Below are 14,186 nucleotides of genomic sequence, written 5' to 3'. Positions count from 1 at the left end.
GCGCTGGTCGGGACGCAGAAATGAGCGCTCTCCAAGTCACCTGCGTACGACCATGGTTGGGCGTCTCGGCTGTCCCGCCCGCAGCGCCGGAGAGTTGCCCCTGCTCCTGCCCGGTGCCGATACTGGGCGGCCGAGGAGATCACACTGGTTGCGTCATCAGACTGCGCCAGGCTGCCGAAGCTGGACGGAACCGGTGGGCAGCGATGGGGGCCTGCGAAACTGCACCCCGACGAGCGATGCAGCAGACGGCATCCTGGTGGTCTAACCGTCCTGCCGCAACGACACCTGGAAGATCCCCGGCGGCGGGCTGGGCGCGGGAGAGGAGCCGCTGCACACAGCCCGGCGCGAGGTCAAGGACGAGCTGGGCATCGACCTCGCGCCGGACCGACTGCTGGTCGTCGTCTGAGTACCGGAGCAGGCCGATGACCGCCCGCCGCTGGTCAACCACCTCTTCGACGGTGGTCTGATGTCCCAGGACGAGGACGAGAACCGACTCCACCTGGGGCGGGACGAGCTCGCCGAATGGAGGCCGGCGACCCTCGCCGAGTGGGACACCCTGCTCGCCCCGCACATGGCCCGCCGCCTGCACGCCTGCTCCCGCGCCCTGGCCGAGGGCAGCACCGTCTACCTGAAGCACGGCTTCGACCCCACCCGTCCCGAGAACTGACACCGTCGCCCCCCTTCCGGTCGGTGCGGGCGCTGACCGGAAGGAACTCGCTGACCGTGTACTGCTGTGGGAGACGTTTCGCTCCTCCCACCGGCAGGGGCGAGGTACTTGCACGCTGTGGGCCCACTCGGCGACCGGTCCGCCGCCTCCGTACGAACGCGTGGGAATGACGATGCGGCGCAGCTCCAGGGTCTAGGGAACGGCCCCCAACGCGAGATAGCGGGCATGCCCTCGAGATGGTGGTTGCTCCGGTGGAACCCGAAGTGTCAGATCTTGGATTCTGGCTGGAGTTCTCCGGAAAACGGCTGTGATGATGAGGCCCGGCTTGGAGGTGACCGACGCATCGAAGGCAAGTCGTACCAGGGCGTCAGCTCCCACGTCCGGGTGCCGTCCGAGGGCGTCGGCTCAAGCGATGGAAGCGGCGGCGGCAACAGCACGCATGCCGAAATCAACTGTTCCGACGTCCAGCCCATCGCCGTCATGAAGGCCTGCTGACTGCTGCGATACCTCCGGTGCAGCATCCATCGGATCACCGGCATGGTGAAGACCATCGTTGTCCCTCCCCGCACCTCACCCTGATGTGGGAAGGACTCACCCTCGGCCCTTGGGGGGAGCTGGCAGGTGTGTCGAAACGCTCGCCTGACTGCACTAACCCGGCGCGCGCAGCGAACCTCCTATGGCAAAGCTATTGGCCATACGCGCTCCCGCCGTCCCCTCGGCGAAAGACTAAAGAAGGTTTTCCCTGTGCGTTTGTACCGGATAGCACTCTGGGTCACGATTCCTATGGCAGTTCCTCTCATGGCGGCACCGGTCGGGGTGACGACGGCCGGTGCCGTCGGAAGGACGATGCCGGGAGGCCCTCTTTCGGTGTGGCGGGCCGAAGCAGTCCCGGAGCCGGCTATCGAATCCGGGCGGCCGTTCCCAGCCCTCGGAGCGACTGCAGTGGCATTTCCCCATTCCGCGCCTCGGCCCGCCATCGTGTCGCGGACCCAATGGCGGGCCGACGAGACCCAGCGCGACCCCCATGCCCACTACGCGGAAGGGGTGGCGGCGGTTTTCATCCATCACACCGACACCCCCAACGACTACGCCTGCGCGGACGTCCCGCGTACCCTGCGCAATCTGTATACGGGCCAGACCCGTGACCAGCGATGGGGAGACCTCGGCTACAACTTCCTCGTCGACAAATGCGGCACCATTTACGAAGGCCGTGCCGGCGGTGCCGACCGCCCCGTCATCGGCTCCCACACCATCGGGTTCAACCAGGGCACTGCGGGGATCGCGGCGATTGGCACCTTCGGAAGAGGGACGCCAGTGCCCGCAGCCATGGAACATGCGATCGCGGCCCTCGCCGCCTGGAAACTCAGCTTGCGCGGCATTGACCCCACCAGCAAGGTGCGGCTCACGTCCACGAATGACAAGAGCCGCTACACGAAAGGCACTTCGGCCGAATTCGATGCCATTTCCGGCCACCGCGACGGCTATGCCACGGACTGCCCGGGGGAGGCGCTTTTCGCTCGACTCCCTGCGATCCGTGCCATGGCTGCCGGCCTCCAGGGCAGGCCTCCACGAGCATCCTCTGGCGCCGAACTCCCCACGGCCTTGCAGAGCCTCCACCGCGGCAGCCAGTGACGGTTCATCAGAACCCGGTACACATGAAATGTGCAGACCGCAGGCTTCGTAGGCACCTAACGGCAGACTGTCCGGTGCGGTCATCGTGCTGTTCTCCTTCAAGAGCTTGGTCGTTCTCGAAGGATCAGCCGGTGGCCGTCTTACGTTCGGGCTTCTCACTCAACTACGGGATCAAACCACCGATTTAAGTGGAAACCTGTACACCACTTCCCTGGACGTAACCGCGGGAGGTGGCCGAGCGGGTGGCGAGTGCGGTGCCTGTCAATTCCGGTGAGACACGTCAGGCTGCGGGTTCTTCCTGATGCTCCTCCTTGGCGGGTTGGTTGATCCAGGCCGCCTTCGGGAGGCGGGGTGGCGTCGGTCTTCGGCGGAACCGGTGCGGGTTGGTGGCGTAGGCGTCGGCCAGGACGTCGGCCCGCCGGGCTCGGATCATCACTGCGGTGCCGTCGTGGACGGATGCGGGGGTGTGCAGTCCGATGCCGGAGTGCCGGTGGACGTTGTTGTAGTAGGTGAAAAACCGCTGGCAGAAGGCGCGGGCGTCGGCCAGTGAGCCGAACCGGTCGGGGAAGGCGGGGCAGTACTTCAAGGTCTTGAAGTTTGCTTCCGAGTACGGATTGTCGTTGGACACGCGTGGCCGCGAGTGCGAGCGGACGATGTTCAGGTCAACGAGCAGCTGGGCGACTGGCTTGGAGGTCATCGAGGTACCCCGGTCGGCGTGGACCACGTCCGGGACGACGCCGCCGTTGGCGCGGAAGGCGTCTTCGATGAACTCCTTGGCCAGTGCGGCGGATTCGCGCGGCACCACGAGCCAGTGGACCGCTTTGCGGGAGTAGATGTCGAGCATCACGAACAGGTCGTAGTACATCCCGCGGTCCGGGCCCTTGAGCTTGGTGGCATCCCAGGTCCACACCTGGCTCGGGCCGTTGGCCACCAGCTCGGGCCTGGCCCGGGGCGGGTGGGTGGCCTGCGCGCGGCGCTCGCGGACCTCACCGTGCTCGCGCAGCAGCCGGTACATCGTGGAGATCGAGCACAGGTAGGTTCCCTCGTCCAGCAGGGTGGCCCAGATCTGCGCCGGCGACTTGTCCACGAACCGCTGCGAGCGCAGCACACTCAGCACCCGTGCCTGTTCCAGCTCGGACAGGGCCGCCGGGTGCGCTGCCGGCGCCCGGCGCGGCCCGGCCACGCGGGGCTTGGGGTGGCGCTGCCGGTAGACGGTGGCCCGCGAGCGGCCGGTCAGCTCGCAGGCCGGCTTGATCCCGACGACCGGCTCCAGGGCGGCGAACGCCTCGGTGATCACTTCGTCCGCTTGGGCTCGGAGTCCTCGCTCCCGGAGAGCAGTTCCAAGAGCTCGTGTGCTTTTCCCAGGATGGCCAGCGCCCTCTGGGACTTGGCCAGCTCGGCGGCCAGCTTCTCGTTCTCTGCCCGCAGCCGCTCGGCCTCCTTCTCGGCTGCGCTCTTGCCCGTCGGTCCGGACGGCTTGGCGGTCAGCGCATCCAGCGCGCCGGCGTCCCGGGCGGTCCGCCAGTCGATGATGTGCGAGTGGTACAGCCCCTCCCGGCGCAGCAGCGCGCCCTTCGCGCCCGGTTCGGTCAGCCGCTCGTACTCCTCCACGATCCGAAGCTTGTACTCCGGGGTGAAGGACCGCCGCTTCGGCCCGCCCGCGCGAGGACCGCGCTTCTTCTTGCCCACGACCTCATCATCGGCCACACCGGCCTCAAGGTCGGCACTGCTCAGCGTCACGTTCGAAAGATCCTGTTCTCGCCCTGCTAACAACAGAAGACTCGATTGTCCTCATGTCTCACGAGAGTCTGACAGGGAGGGGTGGCGCGACCGTGTCAAGTGATGGGTGGGCCCCCGCGCCAGCGGCTTCTACAGGGCACATGGCACTGACTGCGGCGCTATCTCGGCTCCGCTGCCGCCTTTTGCACAGTGGTCGAGGCTGAGCGCACGGACGAGGACTTTGGTGTTGATCGCGATGGTCGAGCGACCGGAGACTGCAGCGAGGTGGGGTGCCTTCACTCGCTTCACAGTGGCGAGTGGCGACGTGCAAGGGAGCATGTACGCGGTCTGCGTGTCCGCCCCCGTACTCGTCGAATGCGACAGCGGCCATGCCTGCCTTGGCTCGGCCGCGAAGCCTCGGCAGCACCCAGGCGTGCGGATCCGCTTCCTTGAGGTGGTACAGCGACGGTTGATGTGTTGCCACGTCAGCACTGTGTCGGAGCGTCCTGATCTTCGAAGGCCGAGTCCCCCGCCGCAGGACGGGGGCTCGCTTTCTCAGGTCACTCGTCGTCGGTGATGAGCGGGTCTTTCAGGCCGGACTTCCCAGGAATGTTCTTCCGGGTGTCGTCCAATGCTTCCTTGGCCCGGCCCTTGGCTTGGTCGGCTTTTCCTTCGGCTACCTTGGCGCGGTCGCCGGTCATCTTGCCCATTGTTTCCTTGGCTTTGCCCTTGATCTTGTCCTTGCCGCTACCGCCAGTCACTGCGTGCTCCTCGCGTGGATGTGCCTTTGCTCTGTCAAGCTAGGTCACGGCTGAACGAGTCGCACGGCGGTGGGGGACCGGCGTCCGCGGTTACGCACGAGTGCCCCGCGCTTTTCTTAACGGCTCCTGGCCCGGACTCGACCGCCCATGGATGCAGCAATGGCTCCAGCCCGGAAGCTGAGGCCGTTCGCGGCTCTCGGCTACGACCAGGTCGCCGCACCCCGTCTCGCCACTGCATCTCGAGCCGATCCGTCCCTGGCGACCACTCACGGTGACGACGAACGCCGCTCAAGGTGTGACCACGAAACGCGCGGCGCGGGCCGGGGCTGCCGCACTCGGCCAGGCGGAAGGCAGTGATGCGCTGCCTGCTGCCGTCCGTTTCCGTGCGCCCGAAGCGCCTGATCCAAGGCTGTCCGGTAACCCCTGGTGGGTCAGCGCGCGGCGTCGGACGCGGTGCATCGCAAGTCGCAGTGGCGTCCTCATCCTGGGCGTATTCGGGCGTTCGACAGCGCGGCGAGGTGCCGTACCTGTCGTCGTGCGCCCGCCGGGGATCACGGAACCTCAGTCCGGGGGCCACCGGTGCGCTGGGCTGCCTTGCCACTCCACCCACCGAGGATCGTCAAGCACTTCTTCCGGGTCGGACAGGCCGGCGCCCTCAAGGAACGCGACCAGATCGCGATCGGAGTGGGCCAGCCCGAGGACCTCTTCCCTACCGGTTCGATGCACACTTACTATCCGCCCGCCCGTGGGGGACGGCGTATGCACGGTGATCAACGCCGCGGTCATGCAACCAGAATGCCGCTGTTCTCCCCGCGCCGCAGGTCGGCATGGTCGAAGTACCACGCGTGCTCCTTGATCAAGTCGATCAAGAGACGCTGCACGCGGGTGCTGATCGGGGCTTTTCGGCGGTTGAGCTTCCACCCACGGCCACCGCGCGCGTGCGGTCCGCTCCACCGCATCCTCGGCGGAAGGACCCGTCGGCCCTGCTGAAAAGAGTGGGCGATCAGGACGCCGAACCCGTCGAAGAGCACCAGGCGCGCATGAATGGGCAGAGGGCGGCATGTGCTCGTGGCATTCGTCGACCGTGCGGGCCGCCTTGCGCGGTGCAGGCGGGGCGGTATGTGGCGCCGACCGAAGGGGTCGACACCCACGAGGCGAGGCGGCGCATGGACGATGTGGTGTACACGTTCTGCTGTGCCGCGGGCGCACGGGACATCGATGGTGCACTGGCGGTGTGCCGGTTGCCGGGGGCCCACCCTCGGGACGACTCCTTGCGCCCAGCTTCGTGAACCTGCCGCCGGGCACCATCACAGGCATCCCGAGATTGCGTACACCATCGGGGCGGTGCACCCGGTCAGCGGTGGGTGTTTGCCGGGACTGCGAGCCAATGCGGAGGAGCACGGCCATGAGCGATCATTCGCTTCTCGGGCCGACGACGAAGAGCGGGACGCGGAGAAGACGAGCCCGGGGTTCGCGCGGCGCGCCGCCTGCACCGATGCGGTGCATGGCGTGCAGCGTGAGCCTCCTCGCAGGCATAGGGAGCTTGGGAGGAGGACGGGCAGAACCGGCAGTCGGGGGCGTAACGCCACGGCTGAGGATCCGTCCCTTCCGACAGACGAATCTCCACCGGCTCCGTCAGCCATCGGGCTCCAGGGTTTGTCGAGACATTCACGGCTGAAGGCAACCGGAGATCGACGAACAGACCACCCTGTCCGGCCGCTCAGCGGCTCCGCACGGCCTCCGACTGTGTACGGGGCCGCGGCGTGTGAAACGTCGGCAGGTGACGTGAAAACCATGGTGGAGGCTTGCCGCTGAATGTCCTTCACAACGCCGGTCATGGTCCTTTCACACAGGGAGCGTCCTTTATGCTGCACGCTCCTGAGCGTGGGGGAGTCCCTGGAACTGGTTGGACTCCCTCCAGCTGGGCTACCGGATGTCCGCGACCCGGGCTCCGTCGACGTCGGCCCCGAAGCCGATCTGCATGCTGACCGGCGTTCCCCCGACAGCGGCAGGCCGTCAGGCGGAATGGACGGGCGTCGGAAGGGCGCAGGACTCATAGCTGAGGCGATGTGGGGCCGTGGCACAGGACGGAATGGGAGAGCGCGTGACGACACCGCGGATCGACTACCAGGCGCTGTTCGCCGCCACGCCCAGCCCTTATCTGGTGCTCGGTCCCGACCTGGTGATCATTGACGTCAACCGGGCGTATCTGACAGCGACCGGCCGCACTCGCGAGGAACTGGTCGGGGAGTACCTCTTCGACGCCTTCCCTGACAACCCTGCAGATCCGAACGCCGACGGGGTGCGGAATCTGAACGCATCCCTGCGCTCCCGGGAGTCGGACACGATGGTTCCCGCTATGACGATCGCGTATGAGTGGCGAGGTGACTTCGAGAACTCAGACCTCAATGAGTTGCATGCCGAAGGGTTCGATCACCCGGCCGGGCAGACTGATTGGCACGCAAGACTGCAACGTCACAGCCTTGGTTGGGTCTGCGCATGGGAGGACGACCGCTTGATCGGCTTCGTCAATGTTGTCTGGGACGGCGGTGTTCATGCCTTCGTCCTGGACACGGTCGTGGCTCAGCGCAGCCGCTCGCAGGGGATTGGCGCTGCGCTGGTTGCAACGGCCGCTGAAGGAGCTCGTGCCGCCAAATGCGAGTGGCTGCATGTTGACTTCGAAGAACACTTGCGATCGTTCTACTTCGATGTCTGCGGTTTCAAGGGGACAGCAGCAGGGCTGATCGCCCTCTGATTCTTGCGTCTCCCGGCCCATGCCGGTGCGTAACCTACAGGTCCCGGCACCCTCAGGGCCCCTCGTCCTGCGGTTCGATCGGCAGACATACCTGAAAGCGAGTGTCGCCCGGCTGCGAGGAGACCCGGATGTCCCCATGATGCTTGTTGACCACGATGCGGTAGGAGATGTCCAGCCCCAGTCCAGTGCCCTCACCGACCGGTTTGGTGGTGAAGAACGGTTCGAAGATCCGGGGCCTGATGTCCGACGGAATCCCTGCGCCGGTGTCGGCCACCTCCACGAGCAGGTTGGCGTCCTCCCGCCACGTCCGAATCGTCAGTGTGCCCCCTGTAGGCATGGCGTCAACGGCGTTGATGACCAGGTTGGTCCATACCTGGTTGAGCTCGGCTCCGAAGGCCGAAATCGGCGGTAGCTCATGGTCGTAGTCCTTGACCACCAGAACGTTGGACGGGATCTTCGCCCGAAGCATGGTCAGCGTGGCATCGAGCAACGTGTGCACATCCACGGTCTGTTGCGGCGCCCGGTCCAACTGCGCGTACTGCTTTGCCGCGCCGACCAGGCCCGAGATGCGGGTCACGGCGTCATCGATCTCGCCCATCAGAAGTTCCGCATCGATGGTGTACGCCAGCCACCGCACCGTGGAGCCCAGATTGTCCTCGCCGATGGTGTCGGCAACCGAGGTCAGCCACGGCACGCCGATGTCCGCGGCGACCAGAGTCGGTGCCAGATCCCACGCCTCCGTGACCCCATGCTCCTCGAGCCAGTCGCCGACGGCGTCCTCCGCATCCGCAGCAGCCAGCGCGGGCAGACCGGAAGCCGCAGCTGCTTGTTGAACCGCATCGTCCTGCAGCTCCACGAGACGATGCAGCTCGGTTCCGTCCAGCCGGCCGTCAGCGATCATGGCGAGCTTGTGGCGCATACCGGCCACTCGCTCCCGCAGAGCCGCGGTGGCCCGTACAGCGGCCGCCGCAGGATTGTTCAGCTCATGCGTAAGACCTGCCGACAGCGACGCCAGGGCCAGCAGCCGCTCGCGCTCATTGACGATGGCATTGGCCGCACGCGTACCGAAGAACAAGCCCTCCAGCAGGTGGAGTGCCATCGGGAACCACGTGCGGACCGCGTACGCGAAATCGGCGGCGGGCAACACGAAGAACTCGGTGTCAGTGACCGCCCGCAGGGTGTGGGGGTACCGCTGCTCGATGCGGTCCCCGATGTACGAGCGAGTCGCCCCGCTGTACACACCGCGCTGATCGGTGCGGGTGACCTCCACATCGTCACCGTGGAGTACCCGGCTGAGCGCAATCACCCCGCCGAGCAGCACGAAGAAGCACGTGGCCGACTCGCCCTCCTTGTACACGACGCTTCCGGCAGGCCGTCGCTCTGCGCGGCCGCGTTCTGCCAGCCAGCCGAGCTGCTCCTCGCTGAGCTCCTCGAACAGGAACAGGGTCCGCAACTGCTCAGGTGACAGATGTGCTGACGTGGTCACTGCGCCTCCAGATAGCGGTGCACCAGCGCTACGGCCATGGCTCCCTCGCCGACGGCCGACGCGACACGTTTGACCGAGGAGGAACGTACATCTCCCGCAGCGAAGACGCCGGGCACGCTCGACTCCAGGTGGTACGGATCTCTCGGCAACCGCCACCCGGGTGGACGCTTTCCTTCTGTCACCAAGTCGGGGCCGGTCACCACGAATCCGCGCTCATCGCGGGTGACCACCCCCGACAACCACTCCGTATGCGGCTCGGCCCCGATGAAGATGAACAGCCACGACGCGTCAATGGTGCGCACGGCACCGGACCGGCTCTCGCGGAGGGTCAGCTGCTGCAGGTGCCCTTCGCCCGCACCGCCGAGCACCTCGGTCCACGGGTGGATCTCGATGTTGGCGATGCCGTTGATCTGGTCGACCAGATAGCTGGACATCGAACGAGTCAGATCACCCTGGCGGATGAGGACGTGAACACGCCGTGCGTAGCGTGAGAAATACACCGCTGCCTGACCCGCGGAGTTGGCACCGCCGACGATGTATACATCCTCCCCGGAGCAGCTGGGTGCCTCGGTGACGGCAGACCCGTAGAAGACGCCCGCCCCCGTGAATTCCTGCAGGCCGGAGGCGGCCAGGCGCCGATAGGACACCCCGGTGGCCAGGACGATGGTGTGCGCGGCAATGGAGTTCTCCGGCCCCAGATGCAGTACCCGGCCGGATCCTGCCACCTCCAGTGCGACAGCCCGCTGCGCGCTGAGAATCTCCGCCCCGAATTTCAGCGCCTGGCGGCGCGCTCGCTCGGTCAGCTGGGAACCGGAGACGCCGTCGGGAAAGCCGAGGTAGTTCTCGATACGGCTGCTCTGCCCGGCCTGCCCGCCGGTCGCCTGCTGTTCCACCAGGACCGTACGCAGTCCCTCCGAGGCCCCGTAGACGGCAGCTCCCAGACCGGCAGGCCCCCCACCGACCACCACCAGGTCGTAGAAATCCGAGGCCGGGACGGTGCTGAGTCCGACGTGCGTGGCGAGCTCTCGCTCGGTGGGAGAGACCAGAGGTTTTCCGTCCGCGGTGATGACCAGCGGTACGTCGGCCGCGGACAGCCCTGCGGCTGCCAGTAGGCGCTCCCCCTCCGGCTCGTCGGACAGCAGCCAGCGATAGGGCACGAGGTTACGGGTGAGGAAGTCGCGGACGGCGAAGGAGGGTGCGGACCAACGGTGCCCGACCACGCGCGTCTCCGTGTCTCCCGGATCCGGTGTGGCGTGCCAGAGGTCCAGCAGTGTGTCGATCACTGGATAGAGGTGCTGTTCCGGCGGGCTCCAGGGCTTGAGGAGGTAGTGGTCGAGGTCCACGACGTTGATGGCGTCGATGGCCGCTTCCGTGTCCGAGTAGGCGGTCAGCAGCACGCGACGGGCGAGCGGAAAGAGATCCATGGCTTCCTCAAGGAACTCGATGCCGTTCATCTGGGGCATGCGGTAGTCGGCGAGCATGAGCGCGAGCTGATCGCCACGGAGCTTGAGCTCACGCAGTGCTTCGAGGGCATCGCGGCCGGAGAGCGCGCGCACGATGCGGTAGCGATCGCCGTACTGTCGCCGGATGTCGCGGGCGACCGCCCGGGAGACTGCCGGGTCGTCGTCGACAGTCAGGATCGTCGGGTTCGCCATGGCTCCATCATTCCCGCAAAGACCGGGAAATGACGGCCGTCCGTCGGTGTGGTGTCCGTGGCATCCGTGGCCCGCGGAGGGCCGTCGCGGCGCCTGGCAGGCCGGGATCGGCGGCAGCGGTTCGCGCAGGGCCCACTCGGCGGCGGTGGTGTCGGAGTGGCAGGGGCTGCGGTGACAGCGGGGAACGGGGAACGTCGGGCACGGCGGACTCGGCGAGGACCGCGGTCCTCGGGAGTTGCGCCGGCACGAGCGGGGGTCTCGATGCCGTCTGGACTTCAGCTGCGTGTGTGGTGGCGCAGCCGGGCGGCTTTCGTGGTCAGGTAGCGCTGTTCCGGGGTGCTGGTGGTACGCGCCGCTGCGGCGCGGTAGTGGACGAGTGCGGCAGCGGGGCCGTCGACCATCGCAAGTGCGACTGCCCGGTTGAGGATGACCACGGGACTGCCCGCTACGTGTTCGAGGAGTCCGTACAGGCCGAGGATGCGCCGTCCTGACTTCCAGGCGTGTCAGGATTCCCGCAGGAGTGGAGCCGGGATGTCGGATCCGTGCATCGGCTGTGCGGTCCAGATGCACTTGCCAGTCGCGGTGTAGCGAGTGCCCCACCGCTGGGAGAGCGCGGCGACAAGCTGCAGTCCCCGGCCGCCTTCGTCCGTCTCGGACGCGTGGCGGACCCTGGGCATGGTCAGACTGCCGTCGGAGACCTCGCAGACCAGCTCGGCGCCGCGTAGCAGCCGCAGTTGCAGCGGGCCCCTTCCGTGTCGTACGACGTTTCCGACCAGCTCGCTGGCGAGCAGTTCCGTGGTCGTCGCCATGTCGTCCAGCCCCCACGTGGACAGCTGCTCCCGGACGTGCCTGCGGGCCAGGCCCGCTGCCCGGGGGTCCTCCGGGAGTGGCCAGGAGGCCATCTGGTCGGAGCTGAGCGCGTGCACACGGGCGACCAGGAGGGCTGCGTCGTCGCTGGTGTGCTGTCCGGCGGGGAGCAGGCCGGCGATGAGGGTTTCGCAGAGCCGGTCCAGGTCTTCGCTGTCCCTGGTGCGCAGGAGGTTCGCCAGCTCGGTCATGCCCTGATCGATCTCGCGCTCGGACGATTCGACCAGGCCGTCTGTGTACAGCACGAGGAGGCTTCCCGGGGGCATCGTCAGCTCCACCGTCTCGAACGGGGGCTCTGCCGCGCCCAGGGGCGGATCCGGGACTGGATGCGGGTAGTGCACGGTGCCGTCGGGGTGGAGCACTGCCGGTGGTGGGTGGCCGGCGCGGGTGAGGGAGCACGTTCCGGTGGTGGAGTCGTACAGGGCATACAGGCAGGTGGCGTACGAGTTCTTCCCGAGGCCGCTGACGATGTCGTTGAGGTGGCTCATGATCTCGTCGGGTGGCAGTTCGAAACCGGCCAGGGTGTGGACGGCCGTGCGCAGCCGTCCCATCGTGACGGCCTCGGAGAGGCCGTGGCCCACCACGTCGCCGACGACGAGCGCGACCCGTCCGGCGGGGAGTGGGATGACGTCGTACCAGTCGCCGCCGACGTCCATGCCCTGTCCGGCGGGCAGGTAGCGGGCGGCGGTGGTGCACGCCGGCAGGTCGGGCAGCCTCTGGGGGAGCAGAGCGCGCTGCAGCTCCTGGGACCGGGTGTGCTCGGCGTCGTACAGCCGCGCGCGTTCCAGGGCCTGCGCGACGAGGGCGCTGATGGCGGTCAGCAAGGTGCGCTCTTCGTCTGCCAGTCGGCGCGGCTGGTCGAACGCGATCACGCAGACACCGAAGGTGTGCCCGGAGGCGGTCAGCGGCAGAAACGCCCAGGCCTGCTTGTCGATGTCGTGCGGGTTGTGGGCCAAATCGGGATATCGCGCCGCGTACTCCTGGGCCGAGGAGACGAACAGCGGCCTCTGAGTGGAGATCGCGTCCCAGACGGGGTCTGTGGCGATGCGCGAACGGCCGTCGACGCGTTCGAGGAAGGTGCGGGGGTAGCCGACGGCTCCTACGTTGTGGACCCGGTCGCCCTCGATGGCGTGCACGAGCAGCCCGGTGGCGCGGAACGGCGGCAGCGCCCGCTGGGCTACCGCGTCGACCACGTCCCGTGAGGTCGTCGCCTTGGCGAGTGCCGCGGTCAGCTCCGTGATCCGAGAGGCACGCTCGGTGGCGGCCGTCTCCTGCCGCAGGAAGTTGCCGCTCGGCTCCTCCCGGGCGGGGCGAGCGGGTGGCGGGGCCTGGATCATCCGCTCCTTTGCCCAGGTGGCCACCGCTGTGAGGAATTCCCACTGTTTCCTCGTGGGCTCTCCTGACGCACCTGTCACGACGGTGAGGGCGCCGACGGGGCGCTCCCTGCCGAACACCGGTACGGCCGCCAGGCCCGTCCCGGGCCAGCCGTCGGTCGACGTGGGCGGGGTGGTGCCCGAGAGGTCGTGGAGCGTCCATACACCGGTACCTTGGCGCACCGCGCGGGCCGGAGCCGCGGTGTCCTCCTGGTCGATGATCTCCCACGGCCGGACGAGGCCCGGAGGTAGTCCGGCCACTGACACCAGACGTAGTGCCGACATCGGACCACACAGGTGAACCGTCCCGCCCAGGCCGTCCAGCTCGGCGACGGCGTGCTGAAGGGCGAGCCGCAGCACCTCGCCTTCTGTGACGCCCCTTTCCACACTGTTAAGCAGGGCCAACCGATCATTCATTGCTTAACTGTATATTTCAGTCACTAGGTAGGCCTGAAGTCGAGGCCGTCAAGCCCACCCGGCGCCGCAAGGCAACGGCGAAGGATGAGGCCGAACGCGCGTCACCCTCTCCCCGTCCGGCCCGAGCCATCTGATGCCGGGCCGGCCCGCTTCCTGAGGAGGCCCGCCGTCGGCCCAGGCCTCGGCGTGGCTGCTCGCCCAGCTCGGCGCCACCCCGCCGACAGGCGACCTCGCCGCCCCCCTACGGGCTGTACTCGGCGAAGGCTGTGGCCGGCGCAGTGCTGACGGAACGCGGCGCCCGCCTGGTTGCCGACCCGCTGCGCACCACCGTGCCGGGTGCCGTCTCACTCGACCGCTCCACGAACCTTGCCGGCCTGGAACGCCAGAGGACCGCGTGCGACGGCGGTGAACCGCTCTACCGTGCACTGGGCTTCGTCTGTCCCTGCTCCATGTCCTGCCGTTCGTCGGCGCGGGATACAGCACCGCCCAGCCCGGCGGGGAGGCGGCCTGGAGCGACCACGGCGGGTCCGGGCGCTGCGCCTCCGTCCTGCTGGAGGCTGTTGCTGCGGCCGTTCGACACTCCGCGCGGGCGGCCGGGGCACTAGGCTCGTCGGACGGACCCAACGCTGCTCGGACAGGCATGGGACAACCCCGAATGGTGGCCTGCCCGTTGAAGCGCAGCGCCTTCCGGATGCGCTCTGTTCGGATCCTTGGTCGCCGGTAGCCCTCATGAGAAACCCTGGGGGAAGAACCCGCGAAGGCCGTCGCCCGGAGAGCCGTCTCGGAGTCACCGAATGCCGCAGCGGAGGATGCGACGCTTGTTGCCACACGTCCGGCACGCTTTCGGCGGTCCA

At 67.5% G+C, this 14,186-nt stretch carries 11 protein-coding genes and 3 pseudogenes; 6 read left to right on the top strand and 8 right to left on the bottom strand.

Annotation, left to right across the window (positions count from 1 at the left end; all coding sequences use genetic code 11):
* Positions 1 to 292 precede the first annotated feature (292 nt).
* Together OG395_RS58210 and OG395_RS08515 are read left to right on the top strand one after the other, a co-directional pair.
* The gene (locus OG395_RS58210; RefSeq protein WP_442818746.1) at positions 293 to 406 is read left to right on the top strand and encodes an NUDIX domain-containing protein; all 114 of its coding nucleotides are present in this window, start codon (positions 293 to 295) and stop codon (positions 404 to 406) included.
* A 60-nt stretch (positions 407 to 466) separates the two neighbouring features.
* Positions 467 to 667, top strand: coding sequence for a hypothetical protein (locus OG395_RS08515; RefSeq protein WP_327242333.1), 201 nt, complete (start codon positions 467 to 469; stop codon positions 665 to 667).
* 266 nt (positions 668 to 933) lie between these two features.
* Here the strand turns inward: OG395_RS08515 and OG395_RS08510 are convergent, their stop codons facing one another.
* Entirely contained in the window at positions 934 to 1,218 is a 285-nt protein-coding gene (locus OG395_RS08510) for a hypothetical protein (RefSeq protein WP_327242332.1), read from the bottom strand.
* 391 nt (positions 1,219 to 1,609) lie between these two features.
* Here OG395_RS08510 and OG395_RS08505 point away from each other — a divergent pair, with 391 nt between their 5' ends.
* Positions 1,610 to 2,299, top strand: a complete 690-nt coding sequence (locus OG395_RS08505) for a peptidoglycan recognition protein family protein (protein WP_327242331.1) — start codon at positions 1,610 to 1,612, stop codon at positions 2,297 to 2,299.
* Positions 2,300 to 2,579: 280 nt separating this feature from the next.
* Here the strand turns inward: OG395_RS08505 and OG395_RS08500 are convergent.
* From OG395_RS08500 to OG395_RS08490, 3 genes and pseudogenes are all read right to left on the bottom strand, one after another.
* Positions 2,580 to 3,988, bottom strand: a pseudogene (locus OG395_RS08500) (IS3 family transposase).
* Between the two features lie 358 nt (positions 3,989 to 4,346).
* Positions 4,347 to 4,490, bottom strand: a pseudogene (locus OG395_RS08495) (iron-containing redox enzyme family protein); the annotation flags it as partial.
* Between the two features lie 88 nt (positions 4,491 to 4,578).
* Entirely contained in the window at positions 4,579 to 4,779 is a 201-nt protein-coding gene (locus tag OG395_RS08490; RefSeq protein ID WP_327242330.1) for a CsbD family protein, read from the bottom strand.
* A gap of 1,040 nt (positions 4,780 to 5,819) precedes the next feature.
* On the opposite strand from OG395_RS08490, the gene OG395_RS08480 reads away from it, so the two are divergent.
* The 3 genes and pseudogenes from OG395_RS08480 to OG395_RS08470 all read left to right on the top strand — a co-directional run bounded on the left by OG395_RS08480 (position 5,820) and on the right by OG395_RS08470 (position 7,534).
* Entirely contained in the window at positions 5,820 to 6,068 is a 249-nt protein-coding gene (locus OG395_RS08480; protein ID WP_327249281.1) for a DUF5133 domain-containing protein, read from the top strand.
* Positions 6,069 to 6,871: 803 nt separating this feature from the next.
* Positions 6,872 to 7,129 (top strand): annotated as a pseudogene (locus OG395_RS08475) (PAS domain-containing protein); the annotation flags it as partial.
* A 9-nt stretch (positions 7,130 to 7,138) separates the two neighbouring features.
* Positions 7,139 to 7,534, top strand: coding sequence for a GNAT family N-acetyltransferase (locus OG395_RS08470; RefSeq protein WP_327249280.1), 396 nt, complete (start codon positions 7,139 to 7,141; stop codon positions 7,532 to 7,534).
* A 52-nt stretch (positions 7,535 to 7,586) separates the two neighbouring features.
* On the opposite strand, the gene OG395_RS08465 is transcribed toward OG395_RS08470, so the two are convergent.
* From OG395_RS08465 to OG395_RS08450, 4 genes are all read right to left on the bottom strand, one after another.
* Positions 7,587 to 9,020 (bottom strand): ATP-binding protein, encoded by a 1,434-nt coding sequence (locus OG395_RS08465; RefSeq protein WP_327242328.1) that lies wholly within the window; start codon positions 9,018 to 9,020, stop codon positions 7,587 to 7,589.
* On the bottom strand, positions 9,017 to 10,675 hold the full coding sequence (locus OG395_RS08460; protein WP_327242327.1) for an FAD-dependent oxidoreductase: 1,659 nt from the start codon (positions 10,673 to 10,675) through the stop codon (positions 9,017 to 9,019). Before OG395_RS08460 ends, OG395_RS08465 begins: the two co-directional genes overlap by 4 nt.
* 275 nt (positions 10,676 to 10,950) lie before the next feature.
* On the bottom strand, positions 10,951 to 11,109 hold the full coding sequence (locus OG395_RS08455) for a hypothetical protein (protein ID WP_327242326.1): 159 nt from the start codon (positions 11,107 to 11,109) through the stop codon (positions 10,951 to 10,953).
* A 69-nt stretch (positions 11,110 to 11,178) separates the two neighbouring features.
* Positions 11,179 to 13,332, bottom strand: coding sequence for an ATP-binding SpoIIE family protein phosphatase (locus OG395_RS08450; RefSeq protein WP_327242325.1), 2,154 nt, complete (start codon positions 13,330 to 13,332; stop codon positions 11,179 to 11,181).
* Positions 13,333 to 14,186: the final 854 nt, after the last annotated feature.

The organism is Streptomyces sp. NBC_01320, assembly GCF_035974375.1.
In the GTDB taxonomy this organism is placed as follows: domain Bacteria; phylum Actinomycetota; class Actinomycetes; order Streptomycetales; family Streptomycetaceae; genus Streptomyces; species Streptomyces yanii.
The sequence above is the reverse complement of the archived record's forward strand: the minus strand, read 5'-3'. Positions and strand labels throughout refer to the sequence as shown.